The 14,207-nt window shown below is 68.5% G+C and carries 15 protein-coding genes; 8 read left to right on the forward strand and 7 right to left on the reverse strand.

The window, feature by feature from the left end; all coding sequences use genetic code 11:
• Positions 1-91: 91 nt before the first annotated feature.
• From ACZ6O0_RS40950 to ACZ6O0_RS40960, 3 genes are all read right to left on the reverse strand, one after another.
• On the reverse strand, positions 92-904 hold the full coding sequence (locus tag ACZ6O0_RS40950) for a MerR family transcriptional regulator (RefSeq protein WP_465770481.1): 813 nt from the start codon (positions 902-904) through the stop codon (positions 92-94).
• An 88-nt stretch (positions 905-992) separates the two neighbouring features.
• Positions 993-1,955: a DUF5667 domain-containing protein gene (locus ACZ6O0_RS40955; RefSeq protein ID WP_465770482.1), complete on the reverse strand. Its 963-nt coding sequence runs from the start codon at positions 1,953-1,955 to the stop codon at positions 993-995.
• Positions 1,956-2,295: 340 nt separating this feature from the next.
• Positions 2,296-2,838, reverse strand: coding sequence for a sigma-70 family RNA polymerase sigma factor (locus tag ACZ6O0_RS40960; protein WP_465770483.1), 543 nt, complete (start codon positions 2,836-2,838; stop codon positions 2,296-2,298).
• A 383-nt stretch (positions 2,839-3,221) separates the two neighbouring features.
• On the opposite strand from ACZ6O0_RS40960, the gene ACZ6O0_RS40965 reads away from it, so the two are divergent.
• From ACZ6O0_RS40965 to hemB, 7 genes are all read left to right on the forward strand, one after another.
• Positions 3,222-4,670: a class I adenylate-forming enzyme family protein gene (locus ACZ6O0_RS40965; protein WP_465770484.1), complete on the forward strand. Its 1,449-nt coding sequence runs from the start codon at positions 3,222-3,224 to the stop codon at positions 4,668-4,670.
• Entirely contained in the window at positions 4,667-4,903 is a 237-nt protein-coding gene (locus tag ACZ6O0_RS40970) for a glutaredoxin family protein (protein WP_465770485.1), read from the forward strand. The genes ACZ6O0_RS40965 and ACZ6O0_RS40970 overlap by 4 nt, the downstream gene beginning before the upstream one ends.
• 116 nt (positions 4,904-5,019) lie before the next feature.
• Complete coding sequence (locus tag ACZ6O0_RS40975; RefSeq protein ID WP_465770486.1) at positions 5,020-5,775, forward strand: redox-sensing transcriptional repressor Rex; 756 nt, start codon at positions 5,020-5,022, stop codon at positions 5,773-5,775.
• Entirely contained in the window at positions 5,772-7,055 is a 1,284-nt protein-coding gene (locus tag ACZ6O0_RS40980) for a glutamyl-tRNA reductase (RefSeq protein ID WP_465770487.1), read from the forward strand. Before ACZ6O0_RS40975 ends, ACZ6O0_RS40980 begins: the two co-directional genes overlap by 4 nt.
• Entirely contained in the window at positions 7,052-7,933 is an 882-nt protein-coding gene (gene hemC / locus ACZ6O0_RS40985; RefSeq protein WP_465770488.1) for a hydroxymethylbilane synthase, read from the forward strand. Before ACZ6O0_RS40980 ends, hemC begins: the two co-directional genes overlap by 4 nt.
• Positions 7,930-9,687, forward strand: coding sequence for a bifunctional uroporphyrinogen-III C-methyltransferase/uroporphyrinogen-III synthase (locus ACZ6O0_RS40990; RefSeq protein ID WP_465770489.1), 1,758 nt, complete (start codon positions 7,930-7,932; stop codon positions 9,685-9,687). The genes hemC and ACZ6O0_RS40990 overlap by 4 nt, the downstream gene beginning before the upstream one ends.
• A gap of 1 nt (position 9,688) precedes the next feature.
• On the forward strand, positions 9,689-10,678 hold the full coding sequence (gene hemB / locus ACZ6O0_RS40995) for a porphobilinogen synthase (protein ID WP_465770490.1): 990 nt from the start codon (positions 9,689-9,691) through the stop codon (positions 10,676-10,678).
• Between the two features lie 505 nt (positions 10,679-11,183).
• Here the strand turns inward: hemB and ACZ6O0_RS41000 are convergent.
• The 4 genes from ACZ6O0_RS41000 to ACZ6O0_RS41015 form a co-directional block, all read right to left on the reverse strand.
• On the reverse strand, positions 11,184-11,420 hold the full coding sequence (locus tag ACZ6O0_RS41000; RefSeq protein WP_465770491.1) for a hypothetical protein: 237 nt from the start codon (positions 11,418-11,420) through the stop codon (positions 11,184-11,186).
• Between the two features lie 1,180 nt (positions 11,421-12,600).
• Complete coding sequence (locus ACZ6O0_RS41005) at positions 12,601-12,759, reverse strand: hypothetical protein (protein ID WP_465770492.1); 159 nt, start codon at positions 12,757-12,759, stop codon at positions 12,601-12,603.
• Positions 12,760-12,814: 55 nt separating this feature from the next.
• Positions 12,815-13,384 (reverse strand): hypothetical protein, encoded by a 570-nt coding sequence (locus tag ACZ6O0_RS41010; protein ID WP_465770493.1) that lies wholly within the window; start codon positions 13,382-13,384, stop codon positions 12,815-12,817.
• Complete coding sequence (locus ACZ6O0_RS41015) at positions 13,365-13,985, reverse strand: SigE family RNA polymerase sigma factor (protein ID WP_465770494.1); 621 nt, start codon at positions 13,983-13,985, stop codon at positions 13,365-13,367. The genes ACZ6O0_RS41010 and ACZ6O0_RS41015 overlap by 20 nt, the downstream gene beginning before the upstream one ends.
• A gap of 12 nt (positions 13,986-13,997) precedes the next feature.
• Here ACZ6O0_RS41015 and ACZ6O0_RS41020 point away from each other — a divergent pair, with 12 nt between their 5' ends.
• A complete protein-coding gene (locus ACZ6O0_RS41020) occupies positions 13,998-14,144 on the forward strand; it encodes a hypothetical protein (protein WP_465770495.1) in 147 nt (48 codons plus the stop codon).
• Positions 14,145-14,207 lie beyond the last annotated feature (63 nt).

Raw genomic sequence — 14,207 nt, forward strand, 5'->3', positions numbered from 1 at the left:
TCCTTAGACAGCTCCACTTCACAACCGGAGGCCTTCACCTGTCAGACAGGCTCACCGATGCCGACCGGGACAACCTCCCTGGACATCACATCTAGCCGACCTCCAGCTGGACCTCGACGATCCAGTCGGTGTCGTCCTCACCGTCGGCCTCGAGGTAGTGCTCGCGCCAGCGCGGCGACTCCAGAACCTTGTGGTGGCCGTTGGCCTCGGCCCACTGCGCGAGGGTCTGGTACGCCGTGGCGATCCCGGACATCGGGCCCTGATGAATCGTCGAGGCGACCTCGGCAGCGGGAAGGGTGTAGGTGTCCAGACCGGGCACCGAGTCGGCGGGTACGGCGTACCCGGCCGTGACCTCGACCTCGGCCCCGCCGGAGCTCGGCACGTAATGAGCAACCGGCGTGGTCCGATCGGCCGCGGCCGCCTCCATCCGCTCGATCACCTGGCCGAACAAGCTGTAGACGGCGGGGCCGGTGCTCTGCCGGCTGGCGTCCGGGGCGGTCGCCGAGAGGGCTGCGAGAGTCAGAGCGCCGGTCTGCTTGGTTTCGATCTGTGTGGTCACCTGGGTCTCCTGTTCGATCAGCCGGAGTCGCGCCGTCACCCGGTCGAGAGCGTGCCGGTCGTGCCGCATCCGGCGTTCGAACTCGGCCTGCCGCAGCCGCAGCATGCCCTGCAGTTGCGCCGGCTCCACTCCTTCGCCGAGCAGTACGCCGACCTCGTCCAGGCTGAACCCGAGCCCCTTGAGGGCGAGCAACCGGTTGAGCACGGGCAACTGCGCCACGTCGTACGAGCGCCGCCCGCTGGACGGATCGACGTCGGCGGGCTGGAGCAGGCCGATGGCGTCGTAGTGCCGCAACATGCGCGTCGACACGCCACCGAGACGAGCGAATTCTCCGATGTTCACCATGACCCCCTCACTGTCGCCGTTGACACAGTGTCAACTGCAACAAGAAGCCCGGCGCGGGATGTGCGCCGGGCTTCTCGGTGTCGGTGACCTACTTCCAGGGCGGAAGGAGGGTCTGGAGGACTCCCGGGATGTTGATGATGGGAGTGCTGGGCAGGCTCAGCGTCGGAAACGGCCAGGGCCACGACGGTGTGCCGGGGGTGGGCAAGGAGGGGACCACCGTCGGGGTCGTCGAGTTCGACGACGTCGGCGGGGTCTTCAGGCTCGGCGGGGGAGTGTTGGACTCCTGCACGATCGTGGTGTTCGGCAGTTGCGACGGCTTCGTGCTCGGTTGCACCGTCGTCGACGCACCGGGGGTCGGAGCCGTGGACGGCTCGACCGACGGGTTGCCGTTGGCCGGGTCGCTCGGCCCGGTGCCGACACTCGGACGGTTCGGCTGGCTGCCGCCGCCCTTGGCCGGCTTCGGTGCGTCGCACTTCGGGCAGGCGACCGAGGTGTGCTGGGCCAGCTGCTCGATCGTGGCCAGCGCCTCCACGCCTGACTTCAGCGACTCCGGCGGCAGTTTCGGCGCGAGCTCACCAAGAGCCTGGCGGGCGTTCGTGATGAAGGTCGTGATCGCCGTGATCGAACTCTCGTCGCCGTTCTGCTGGTACGACGCGACCAACCGGGACACGCCCTTGCGGGCCTGCACCGAGAAGTCGTCAAGGGTGCTGTTGATCGTGCCGACAGCGCCGCCGGAATCGGCGAGCTGCTGGACCTCGGACAATCGGGTCATCGCGTGCTCGAGATCGCGCCGGCCCCGCGAGTCGTCACCGACGCTCACGTTGGTCGAGACGTTCTCGATGCTGCGCTTCATCCCGTACAAGGTGTCGCCGGGCATCGCCTGCTGGGCGGCGGCGGCGGAACCGATGCCACCTCCGAGCAGGACCAGCGCGGCGGTGCTGGCCACGAGCCGGATGCGCCGGCCGTGACGATGGCGGATGTCTGTCACGGACGCGTCGACGTCCTCGCCACCCGGCGGGTCGTCGGAGCTGTCCGGTGTGCTGCGCACCACCGTCGGAGTCGTCGTCGCCGCGCGGGCGGCCGCCTGCTCGAGCAGACGGTGCCGTAGCTCGGCGCTGAACTCCGGACGCGGTGCGACTGCGCCGGCGGTCCTCAGCCGACCGACGAGTTCAACACACTCAACAAGCTCCGGGTCATCGCTGTGTCGCGAAGAGTGACGGGGCCCATGATCGACGGCGTGCGCGAAGGTCTCCGCGCGCGCTCGAGCCCTGTGTAGGTCACTCATGTGTTCTCGTTCTCCTCAATGGCCAGTCGGGGTCACCGACAGGTCCTCACCAGGCAAACGAGGAAACTCCCTGACGGGTTACGAAAGACATTCGTTGTCATCCTCCTCACCTCAAGTCCTTGGGGATAACCTTCGCCAAGTGCCGTACGGCCCTCAGTTGCAGTTGCTTGACGGCGCCTTCGGACTTCTCCAGCGCCTTGGCCGTTTCCGCGATCGACAAACCGGCGAAGAATCGCATCGTCAGGCAGTCGCGTTGCTCCTCGGGCAAGCCCGCGACGGCGTCCCGCAGCACCTCGGCGGTGGCCCTGGCCAGTACGTCGACCTCGGGCCCCTCGGTCTGCCGGTCGTGCGTCTCGATCTCGTCCGTGACCACTTCCAGCCGGACCCGGCCGGACTTGTAGTGGTCGGTGATCAGGTTCCTGGCGATGGTGACCAGCCAGGCCCCGAAATCCCTGCCCTGCCAGCGGAACGAGTCCAACGCGCGCAGCGCCCGGACGAAGGTCTCGCTGGTCAGGTCCTCCGCGAGTGCCGACGACGACACCCGCGCGTAGATGTAGCGATAGACGGTGAGCGAGTACTCGTCGTACAGCTCACCGAAGGCACCGACGTCCCCGGCCTGGGCGCGATCGACGAGCTCTGCACGTCTCATCCCGTCCGGGCTTGGCTCCGGCGTCGTCAAGATTTCTCCCCGTTCAACTGACACGTCGTTCGACACATCCGCGATGGCCACAGCGGCTGGGACAGCACCGAGCGTTACCCGAGAAGCACTCGCTGTCAACAGCCTGAGGCGTGCCGCCTTCCGTCCGGTCCGATCGTCACGAATGCGCCAGCGGACTGTCTCCGCGATGCGGCGCAGCCTGCTGTCGGGGTTCATCGCGCATGGTCACCCCACGCGGACGGTTTCTGCAGTGTGAGGTTCAGCAGAAGGTCGCCCACGAGTTCACCTGTATATCTGTCGTCACGCTCCGCTGCAACCGTTTCGAGCGAGCCGGTCGATCCCGGAGCGCACCTGACGCATGACAGACTCACCTGGTGAACTTGAATTTCGCGGACATTCTTCGTGACACAGCGCAACGTCACGGCGAACGTCTCGCGCTGGTCGACGGGGTGCGGCGGCTGACCTGGAGCGAGCTCGACCAGGCCGTCGACCGGGCCGCGCAGGGGTTCGCCGCGGCCGGCCTGGTGCCCGGCTACCGGGTCGTGCTACTCGTTGCCAACAGCATCGAATTCGTCACGTCCTACCTGGGGATTCTGCGCGCCGGATTGGTTGCCGTGCCGCTGAACACCGGGCTCACGACGCCCGAGATCGCGGCCGTCGCGAAGCACTCCGGAGCCCGGATCGCGGTCGCCGACGCCGACCTCGCGGACAAGGTCGAGGGGATCCGAACGGTCGCGCCCGGCGAGCTCGTCGGTAACGCTCCGTTATTTTCCTCGATCGACCCGGAGATGCTCGCGGTCCTGCTCTACACCTCCGGAACCAGTGGCGATCCGCGGGCCGCGATGCTCACCCATCGGGCCCTCGCGGCGAACGTGAAGAATCTTTCCGAGCTCGGCGAGGACCGGATGGGGCCCGAGGACGTCGTCCTCGGCGTCCTGCCGATGTTCCACGCGTTCGGCCTGAACGCCGTCCTGGGATGGACCGTCGCCACCGGCGCGGCCCTGATCATCGACCGGCGGTTCGACCCCGCGCACACCCTCGAGCTGATCGGCGAGCACGGCGTCACCCGCCTGCCGCTGGCCCCGCCGGCGCTGCACGCGCTCCTGGTCCGGCCGGATCTGCGCGAGGCGCTGCGGACCGTCAAGGTCGTGCTGACCGGCGCGTCGGCCCTGGACCGAGCGCTCGCGGACCGCTTCGAGCAGGCCAGCGGCCTGTTCGTGCACCAGGGCTACGGCCTGACCGAGGCGTCCCCGGGCGTCACCACGACCCTGGGCGAGGCCGCGCCGAAGCCCGGTTCGGTCGGCCGCGCACTGCCGAACGTCGAGCTCCGGATCGCCGACGAGCAAGGTGAGGACGTCGAGGGCGACGACCCCGGCGAGATCCTGATCCGTGGCGGGAATCTGTTCTCGGGCTACTGGCCGGACGGCGTGGACGGCCCGGACGCGAACGGCTGGTACCGCACCGGTGACGTCGGCTACCTGGACCCCGACGGCGACCTCTTCCTGGTCGACCGCCTGCGCGAGCTGGTCATCGTGTCCGGCTTCAACGTCTTCCCGAGCGAGGTGGAGGACGTGCTCGTCGGCGCGCCCGGCGTGCGGGAGGCCGCGGTCATCGGCGTACCGTCCGAGGAGACGGGCGAGGCCGTCAAGGCGTTCGTCGTACCGCAGGCGGACACGACCGTGGACATCACCGCGGTCCGGGAGTACGCCGGGACCCGGCTGGCGCGGTTCAAGTGCCCGGTCGAGATCGAGGTGGTGGACCATCTGCCGCACTCGGTCACCGGCAAGGTCGCCAAGGGCCGGCTCCGGGAGACGCCCCGATGAGCCGCGTCACGCTCTACGGCAGGCCCGGCTGTCACCTCTGCGACGACGCCCGGGCGATCGTCGAGGCGGTCTGCGCCGAGCTCGGGGTGGAGTGGACCGAGGTCGACATCACCCAGGATGACCGCCTGTTCACGGAGTACGGCGAGCAGATCCCGGTCACTTTCGTGGACGGGAAGCAGCACGACTTCTGGCGAGTGGACCCCGCGCGGCTCCGAAAGGCGCTGACCGGCTGAGGCGTGTCTCCCACGTCACTCCTGCCGATTTTGTTCTCACGTTCACAAGCTCCTAGAGTAAGTAACGGCCGCCGGCCGTCAGACCGCGGCCTGGACTTACCGTTCCCAGGAGAATTGTGACGCGTGCCAGCAGCCGTCGCCCCGGCCCGCCGACGAGAACCGAACGCGGCATCCCCGAGGCGACTGTCGCGCGCTTGCCGGTCTACCTGCGGGCCCTGACCGCGCTGTCGGACAGCGGCATCGCCACCGCGTCCAGCGAGGATCTGGCGACCGCGGCCGGGGTGAACTCGGCCAAGCTCCGCAAGGACCTGTCCTACCTGGGCTCCTACGGCACCCGCGGCGTCGGGTACGACGTCGAGTACCTGCGCTACCAGATCGCCCGCGAGATCGGGGTCACCCAGGACTGGGCCGTCGTCATCGTCGGGATCGGAAACCTGGGCCACGCACTGGCGAACTACTCCGGTTTCGGTACGCGCGGATTCCGCATCGTCGCCCTGCTCGACGCCGACCCGAACCTGGTCGGCGAGCAGATCGGTGACATGGAGGTCCGCGACTTCGCCGAGCTGGAGGACATCGTCGAGGCCGACCGGGTCTCGATCGGCGTCATCACCACCCCCGCCGGTCCGGCCCAGGAGGTGTGCGACCGGCTGGTCGCCGCCGGGGTGACCAGCATCCTGAACTTCGCGCCGGTGGTGCTGTCCGTGCCCGACGGCGTCGACATCCGCAAGGTGGACCTCTCGATCGAGTTGCAGATCCTGGCGTACCACGAACAACGAAAGTCCGGAGAGGCGGCGCTCCCCCAGGTGCCCGAACTACCAGCGATGAACGGTCTGACCGATCTGCCGAGCGTTGGCGGGGGTGTCGGCGCATGAGCTACCTGGTCGTCGGCATCTCCCACCGCTCGGCTGACATCAACGTCCTCGAGCGCGTGGCGCTCGATCCGGACGCGGCGACCAAGCTGGCCCTGACCGTCAAGCACACCCCGGCCGTCGCGGAGTCCGCCGTCCTCGCGACCTGCAACCGGACCGAGGTCTACGCGACCGTCGACCGGTTTCACGCCGGCATGGACGAGGTCACCGCGATCCTGTCCGACGTCACCGGCGTACCGCTGCTGGACCTGGCCGAGCACCTCTACGTGCACTTCGAGGAAGGTGCCGTCGCGCACCTGTTCCAGGTCGCGGTCGGGCTGGACTCGATGATCGTCGGGGAGAGCCAGATCCTCGGTCAGGTGAAGGAGACGCTGCGCGTCGGCCAGGACCTGGAGACGATCGGTACCGACCTGAACGCCCTGTTCCAGCACGCGTTGCGGGTCGGCAAGCGGGCGCGCACCGAGACCGGGATCGACTCCGCCGGTCGCTCGGTCGTCTCGGCCGGACTCGAGGCGGTCGGTGGGTTCGAGGGCCGCCGCGCACTGATCGTCGGCGCCGGCTCGATGGCGTCGCTGGCCGCGCAGACCCTGATCAACGGTGGCGCGGGGAGCGTCACCATTGCCAACCGCAACTACGAGCGCGCGGTCGCCCTGGCCGGGCGCGTCGGCGGGACGGCGATCCAGCTCGCGAACGTGCCGGACGCGTTGGCCGACGCCGACCTGGTCGTGTCGTGCACCGGCGCGCGTGGCGTCGTACTGACCTCGCAGATGATCCGGGACGCGACGGACGGACGGCCGTTCGGTGTCCTGGATGTGGCGCTGCCGCGGGACGTCGCGCCCGAGGCCGCGCGGATTCCCGGCGTCACGCTGGTCACGCTGGCCGATCTCGCCGGCACGGCGGGCGGCAGCCAGGACGACATCGACGAGGTACGCCGGATCGTCGGCGAGGAGACCGCATCCTTCGAGGCCACCCGGCGGGCCGCGTCGGTCGCGCCGACCGTGGTCGCGCTGCGGACGATGGCGACCGAGCTGGTCGAGTCCGAGCTGGCCCGGCTGGAGCGCCGGCTGCCCGGGCTCGACGAGACCCAGCGGCACGAGGTGGCCCGGACCATCCAGCGCGTGGTGGACAAGGTCCTGCACAACCCGACGGTCCGCGTGAAGGAACTCGCGGCCGACCCGGGCGGACCGACGTACGCCGATGCCCTGCGGCAGCTGTTCGCGCTCGATCAGGCGACGGTGGACGCGGTGACCACTCCCAAGTCGAGCGGAGGTGAGCAGGCATGATCCGGCTCGGCACCCGGCGGTCCGCCCTCGCGACCGCGCAGTCGACGCTGGTCGCCGACCGGCTGCGGGCGCTCGGTCACGAGGTCGAGCTCGTCCTGATCACCACCACCGGCGATGTGAACCGCGCACCGGTCGAGCAGATCGGCGGCACCGGCATATTCGTCAGCGCGCTGCGGGACGCACTGCTGGCCGGCGAGATCGACATCGCGGTGCACTCGCTGAAGGATCTGCCGACCACGCCGCTCGACGGTGTGACGCTCGGCGCCATCCCGGTGCGCGAGGACCCGCGCGACGTCCTCGTCGCGCGCGACGGCCTGACCCTCGGCGAGCTCCCGACCGGCGCCCTGGTCGGTACGGGCGCGGCCCGCCGGGTCGCGCAGATCGAGGCGCTCGGACTGGGCGTCGAATGCACCGGGATCCGCGGCAACGTGGACACCAGGATCGCGATGGTGGCCGATGGCAAATTGGACGCGGTGGTGCTGGCAAGGGCAGGGTTGTCCCGGTTGGGACGGCTCGCCGAGGTGACCGAGACGCTGGATCCGATCCAGGTTCTGCCCGCGCCGGGACAAGGTGCCCTGGGCATCGAGTGCCGCGCGGACGACACCGAGGTGCTGGCCGCCCTGGCGCCGCTGGAGGACCCGGCCACGCGCGCGGCGGTGACAGCGGAACGGCAACTGCTGGCCACCCTCGAGGCAGGGTGCACGGCTCCGGTCGGTGCGCTCGCCGAGGTGGTCGACGGTGAGGACGGCCCCGAGCTGTGGCTGCGGGGCGCGCTGGGCCAGGACGACGGTGTCCGGCGGCTCTCCGCGAACGGGCCGGTGGACGACCCGGTGGCGCTGGGCAAGGCGCTGGCGAACGAGTTGCTGGAGCGGACATGACACCGGCACGGGGAACGACGACGAGGGCCGCCCACCAGACGGCTCACAAGACGACCAGCAGGACGAGGACGAGGGCGAAAGCAGACGTGAGCAGCGCGAAGACAGCGGCCACCGCAGCATCCACACCTCAGAAGGTGCCGGCGAAGGCCGTCGCCACCAGTACGGTCAAGCAGACCAGACCACTCGGCCACGTCACGTTCGTCGGCGTCGGCCCGGGTGACCCGTCACTGCTGACGCTGGCCGGTCGCGACGTCCTGGCGAACGCCGACGCCGTCGTGGTCGAAGGCCCCGAGCACGACGCCTTCCTGACCTACTGCAAGCCGGGCGTCGAGGTGATCGACGGTTCCGGCGCCGAGGGCAGCCGGGCACTCAAGGTCGCCGCCCGGGCCCGGCTCGTGGTGAAGACGGCCAAGTCCGCGGCGAACGTCGTACGCCTGCTGACCGGCGACCCGTTCACCTTCTCCAGCGGCGCCGAGGAGGCGGCCGCGTGCAAGAAGGCCGGCATCGGGTTCAACGTCGTTCCGGGCGTGAGCGAGGTCAGCGCGGTCCCGACGTACGCCGGGATCCCGCTGACGATGAAGGGCGACCGCGAGGTCACCGTGGTCGACCTGGCCGAGGCCAAGCTCGACCTGACCCGGCTGCACCCGAAGCAGACGCTCGTACTGCTGAACGCTCTCGAAGTCCTGAAGGAGACGGTCGCCGCTCTGGTCGAGGCCGGCTTCGAAGCGTCCACGCCGGTCGCCGTGACGGTCGGTGGTACGACGACCGCGCAGACGAGCGTGATCGGCACGCTGGAGACGATCGTCGCCGACCTGCGCGCGGCCAAGGTGACCGGCGAGGGCGTGGTCGTGGTCGGCGCGGTGGTCGAGCAGCGCGAGGCGCTGTCCTGGTTCGAGACCAAGCCGCTGTTCGGCTGGCGGATCCTGGTGCCGCGCACCAAGGACCAGGCCGGGCCGCTGATGGACCGGTTGCGGCGCTACGGCGCGATGCCGGAGGAAGTGCCGACCATCTCGGTCGAGCCGCCGCGCAACCCGCAGCAGATGGACAAGGCGATCCGCGGTCTCGTCGAGGGCCGGTACGAATGGGTCGCGTTCACCTCGGTCAACGCGGTCAAGGCCGTTCGGGAGAAGTTCGACGAGTACGGGCTGGATGCGCGGGCGTTCTCCGGGCTGAAGATCGCCGCGGTCGGCGACAAGACCGCCGAGGCGATCGGTGCCTGGGGCATCCGTCCGGACCTGGTCCCGTCCGGTGAGCAGTCGGCCGCCGGGCTGGTCGAGGACTGGCCGCCGTTCGACGAGGTGCTCGACCCGATCAACCGGGTCTTCCTGCCCCGTGCGGACATCGCCACCGAGACACTCGTCGCCGGTCTCACCGATCTCGGCTGGGAGGTCGACGACGTCACGGCGTACCGGACCGTCCGGGCCGCTCCGCCACCCGCGCCGACGCGTGAGGCGATCAAGTCGGGCAAGTTCGACGCGGTCGTCTTCACCTCGTCCTCGACCGTGCGGAACCTGGTCGGCATCGCCGGCAAGCCGCACGCGTCCACGGTCATCGCGGTGATCGGCCCGGCCACCCTGAAGACGGCTGAGGAGCACGGCCTGCGCGTCGACGCGATGGCCGAGTCGCCGTCCGCCGAAGAGCTGGCCGACGCACTCGCTCGGTTCGGCGCGGACCGGCGTGACACCATGGTCGAGGCCGGGGAGCCGGTCACCCGTCCGTCCGAGCGTCGCTCGGGTTCTCGTCGGAAGAGCTGATATGCCTGGATTCCCGGAGGTCAGGCCGCGGCGGCTTCGGTCGTCGGCGGCGATGCGCAGGCTGGTCGCGGAGACCACCCTCGAGCCACGGCAACTGATCCTGCCGATGTTCATCCGGGAAGACGCGCGCGAGCCGATCGCGATCAAGTCGATGCCGGGCGTCGTGCAGCACACCCGCGACACCGCCCGGAAGGCGATCGCGGAGGCGGCTCAGCTCGGGCTCGGCGGGGTCATGCTGTTCGGCATACCCGCCGAGAAGGACGAGGTCGGGTCCGGTGCGCTGGATCCTTCCGGCATCCTGAACGTCGCGATCCGGGACGCCGTCTCCGAGGTGGGTGACGCGCTGCTGGTGATGTCCGACCTCTGCCTGGACGAGTTCACCTCGCACGGGCACTGCGGCGTACTCGACTCTGCTGGTCGCGTCGACAACGACGCGACCCTTGCGATCTACGCCGAGATGGGCGTCGCGCAGGCCACCGCCGGCGCGCACGTCGTCGGGCCGTCCGGGATGATGGACGGCCAGGTCGGCGCCGTTCGTACGGCGCTGGACGCGGCCGGGTTCCTGGACACGGTGATCCTGGCGTACGCCGTCAAGTACGCGTCGGCCTTCTTCGGTCCGTTCCGCGAGGCCGTGGACTCTTCGCTGACCGGCGATCGCAAGACCTACCAGCAGGACGGCGCGAACGCCCGCGAGGCGCTCCGCGAGGTCGACCTGGACGTGGCCGAGGGCGCGGACATCGTGATGGTGAAGCCTGCGCTGGCCTATCTGGACATCATTCGCCAGGTCCGCGACCACGTTGACGTGCCGGTTGCGGCGTACAACATCTCCGGCGAATACGCGATGGTCGAGGCGGCGGCCGCCAACGGGTGGATCGACCGCGACAGGGCGATCCTGGAGACACTGACCTCCATCCGCCGGGCCGGGGCTGACACGATCCTCACGTACTGGGCTGCCGAGGCTGTCCACCTTCTTCGGGGTGCTGGGGTCTGACCCACGCGTGCTCCCGCAGGCACTCCTTCGTCGCGCCTGCTACGCGCGCTCCCTCCCACCCCCCGGCTCATCGCCGGGTCCATCCTTGCGGGCTGCCGCCCGCGCCCTGCGCGCTGCCGCGCGCGATCGATGGCTCGGCCGGCGTCCGTGGTTGAGTCGACTGTCCGTCCCGCCGACCGGACAGACCCACGCGTGCTCCCGCAGGCACTCCTTCGTCGCGCCTGCTACGCGCGCTCCCTCCCACCCGAGGTTTCCTTGCGGGCTGCGGCCCGCGGCCTGCGCGCTGCCGCGCGCCCACGAGGGCTTGGCCTGCGTACTCCGAGAGAAGACTGTCCGTCACGCCGACCGCAAACGTCTGGTGCCGGCGATCTCTTCTTCGTGATGGGTCTTGTGGCGCCGTAACGGGCGCTCATCGACCTGAGGCACGGTGCACACCGTGCGATCGGGCGGCAAGCTGGGGTCTTGTGATTCAGCGCCAGCAAGCAGCGGTGCTTGCGCCACCCTGTTAGTGCTCTACCTCGTCCTCGTGGGCTGCCGGTCCCGTGTAGCCGATTGCGGCGAGGTGCTGCTCCAGTAGTTCATAGAGCGCCTCGCCTTCACGGGCGATCAGATGTCGCGGGGATCCGTCCGGTCGCTTGGCTCGATAGTGGATCTTTCCCACTTCGCCGGTGTGTCGCCACGCGACCTCGATGATCGGTTGCGGAAGTTTTGGCATGCCCCATTCTGTCAGCTTCACCGGCACGTGGACCGAAGCCGCGGCTCCGCCCTTGGCAGGATTCGAACCTGCGAAGCAGGATTTAGGAAGCCGCGCGTAGCCATCGACTCGGCTACCTCTGGACGTACCTGGGTCACCTCGGTTCGGCTGTTGTTGCTCTGGTGGGCCCGCGTGGCTGTCTTCCTGTTCTCACGGCTGCTCCCAGACTCCGGCCGGAGGGCAGGAGCCAGGTCAAGACCAGCAGGGCTTCCTCCCAACCAGTGGTCGCCTACATGTTGACCTTGTTGCAGTGATCGGGATCTGACTGGGGCCGGTCTGCGCAATCGTGCGTCGGCAATCTGACGACATGCCAGGAATCCTCAGGAAGTTCTTCGATCTGACTCATGCGATGGATGGGAGCGTTCCCTAGCATCAGAGGGAATACATCGCCACATAGTCAATTGGGGGCAAGGCGATGACGCACGATCCGCAGATTCGCCATCCGGTAAGGCTGGCTGGGAATCGTCGCCGCATCACGCGTGCCGGTGGGCGTCTTGAGCGCTGGCAGACGATTCTCGTCGCCCTCATCGGCTCCTGCGCGACTATCGCAGTTGCTTTCATCGGTTTAGCTGCTACGACAGCGGACGCCGAATCCCAACCGAGCAGGGACTGGATCACTGTCGACACGGTCTCGTTCTCCCGACATGGCGCAGCCTGGCTGATAGAGGTGCGCGGGACGTACAGACGCACCCGCGCGGACAGTTACGTCTTCGCGATCGCGATACTCCGAACCCCTGGGGCTACTAGTCAACTGCTCGCCTCCGGGCCTCTCGAGCCAGACCAGGACGGACACTGGGTCGCTCAGATTCCTGTCAACGCTCCTCGCCAGTCCGTAAGCGTGATGGCACTTCTACTGCGCACTGGTTGTGCGCCCGGCAACGTTTGCGGTCCAACCTCCGAAGCTATCCGGAAGGCCCTGGAGAATTGACGGCTTGATGACAATGTCGCTCGTCACAATGGTGAAAGGATTACCGAACGACCTCTGCGATCGTGTTCACGACTGTTCTCGGGACGACCATGTGGCCGGCTCGTAGCGAGCCAACACCGAAAGTATGAAGCGTTTGATCCAGCAAGACAGTAGTAGATGAAAGGGTCGGTTGCTGCGGGCCGGCGTGCCTTCGCCGTCCATGGCCTTTCAGAACGGGCAGCCAGGATTCTTGTTGCCATCTCACTCGATGGTCCCGACGCCGGGACAGCCGTCGTCCGACCCACTCGAGACGGCACGCGCCAACGTGGTCTTGCCGATCGAGTTCGATCCGACGATCAGCAGTTCGTTGGAGAACGAGCGCAGGTGAGGTGAGCACTGGCGATGGGGCGGCCTGAGCATCAGATGATGCCGCGGTGTGCTGGGTGGTGGGACGGGTCTTGGGGGACGGGGTGGGTCAGCGGGTGAGGTCTTGCATGATTGCGAAGGCGGTTTTGGCGCCGAGGGTGCAGGGTTGGGCGGGGGTTGGTAGGAGGCCGCCGGCTACGGAGAAGATGTCGCCCTCGCGGAGGACTACGGAGCCGTTGGGGGCGAGGATCTCCAGTTTGCCGTTGGTGGCTTGGCGGGCGGTGTAGCCGGCGGGCCAGATCAGGGCGGTTCGGTCGGTGGCTCTGGGGTCGGGGGAGATTAGGTAGGGGCAGCCTTCGGGGGTGGCTTTGAGGACGCCGGATCTTAGGGCTTGGAGGGCTCCGTCGCCTGGTTTCCAGGATGAGGTGGGGATGGTGATGGGGCGGGTGGTGGGGGATGGGGGTGGTGTTGTGGCGGGGGTGGGGTTGTCGGGGGTGGTGAGCGTGATGGTGGTGGCGATCGCGGCGATGGCGGCTGCGGCGAGGGTGGAGGCTAGCCAGGTTCGGCGGCGGCGGATTGGGCGGGATGCCTTGGTGGCCAGGTCGTCTACGACGTGTGCCTGTTGGCCGGCTTCGGTCAGGGTTGCTTGGATTTCGCGTTCAAGGTCGGTGAGGTTCATGGGCTGCTCTTAGGGTGGCGAGGGCTCTACTTACGGCGGCTCGGGCGGTCGATTCTTTGATGCCGAGGACTGAGGCGATCGCGGCGTAGTCGAGGTCCTCGTAGTAGCGGAGGACTATCGCGGTTCGTTCTCGGGTGGGGAGCTTCGCGAGCATTCGCCATACGGCGTCGTGTTCGGCGAGGGCCAGGGACGGGTCGGGTTCGGGTTGGGCGGAATCGGTCAGGTCCGATGGTGTTTCGCGGGAGGACGTGCGGCGGGTTGCCGAGATGTGGGCGTTGACCAGGGTGCGGCGGACGTAGGGGTGTGGGTCGTCCAGTGTTCTCAGGCGTCGCCAGTGCCGGTAGGCGTTCATCAGGGCTGTTTGTGCGAGGTCCTCGGCGCGGTGGTGGTCGGCCGACAGGACGAGGCCGAGTCGCACCAGTTGCTGGCCGCGTGCGGCGACGTACTCGTCGAACTCCACGACGGTCTCGCGGATTTGAGGGTCTCTCTCTTCAAACGCTGCGGGTGGTGCGAAACGCTGCGTCGGCGTCGACAGGGTTGGGGGATTGGTGGTTCGGTGAGGGGCTATCGGTTCGATGGTGAGCAGCTGCGGCGTCGGCATCCTCCGTCGACGATGCCTCCGTGGGACGTGCGGGATTGGGTGGGGAACGACGAGCGCGGGTGGGAGTCGGCGGTCGCCGATGATCCGGGGGAGCTGTACGGGCGTTGGTACGGGAGCGTGGAGCGGTCCCGGGTCGCCTGGGCGGCGGTCTTGACGTGACGGTTGGTGGGTTGAGGGGCGACGATGCTCGTTGAGAGGATGGTGTGCGGGGATGGGGAGGGG

The organism is Kribbella sp. NPDC048837 (assembly GCF_055586945.1).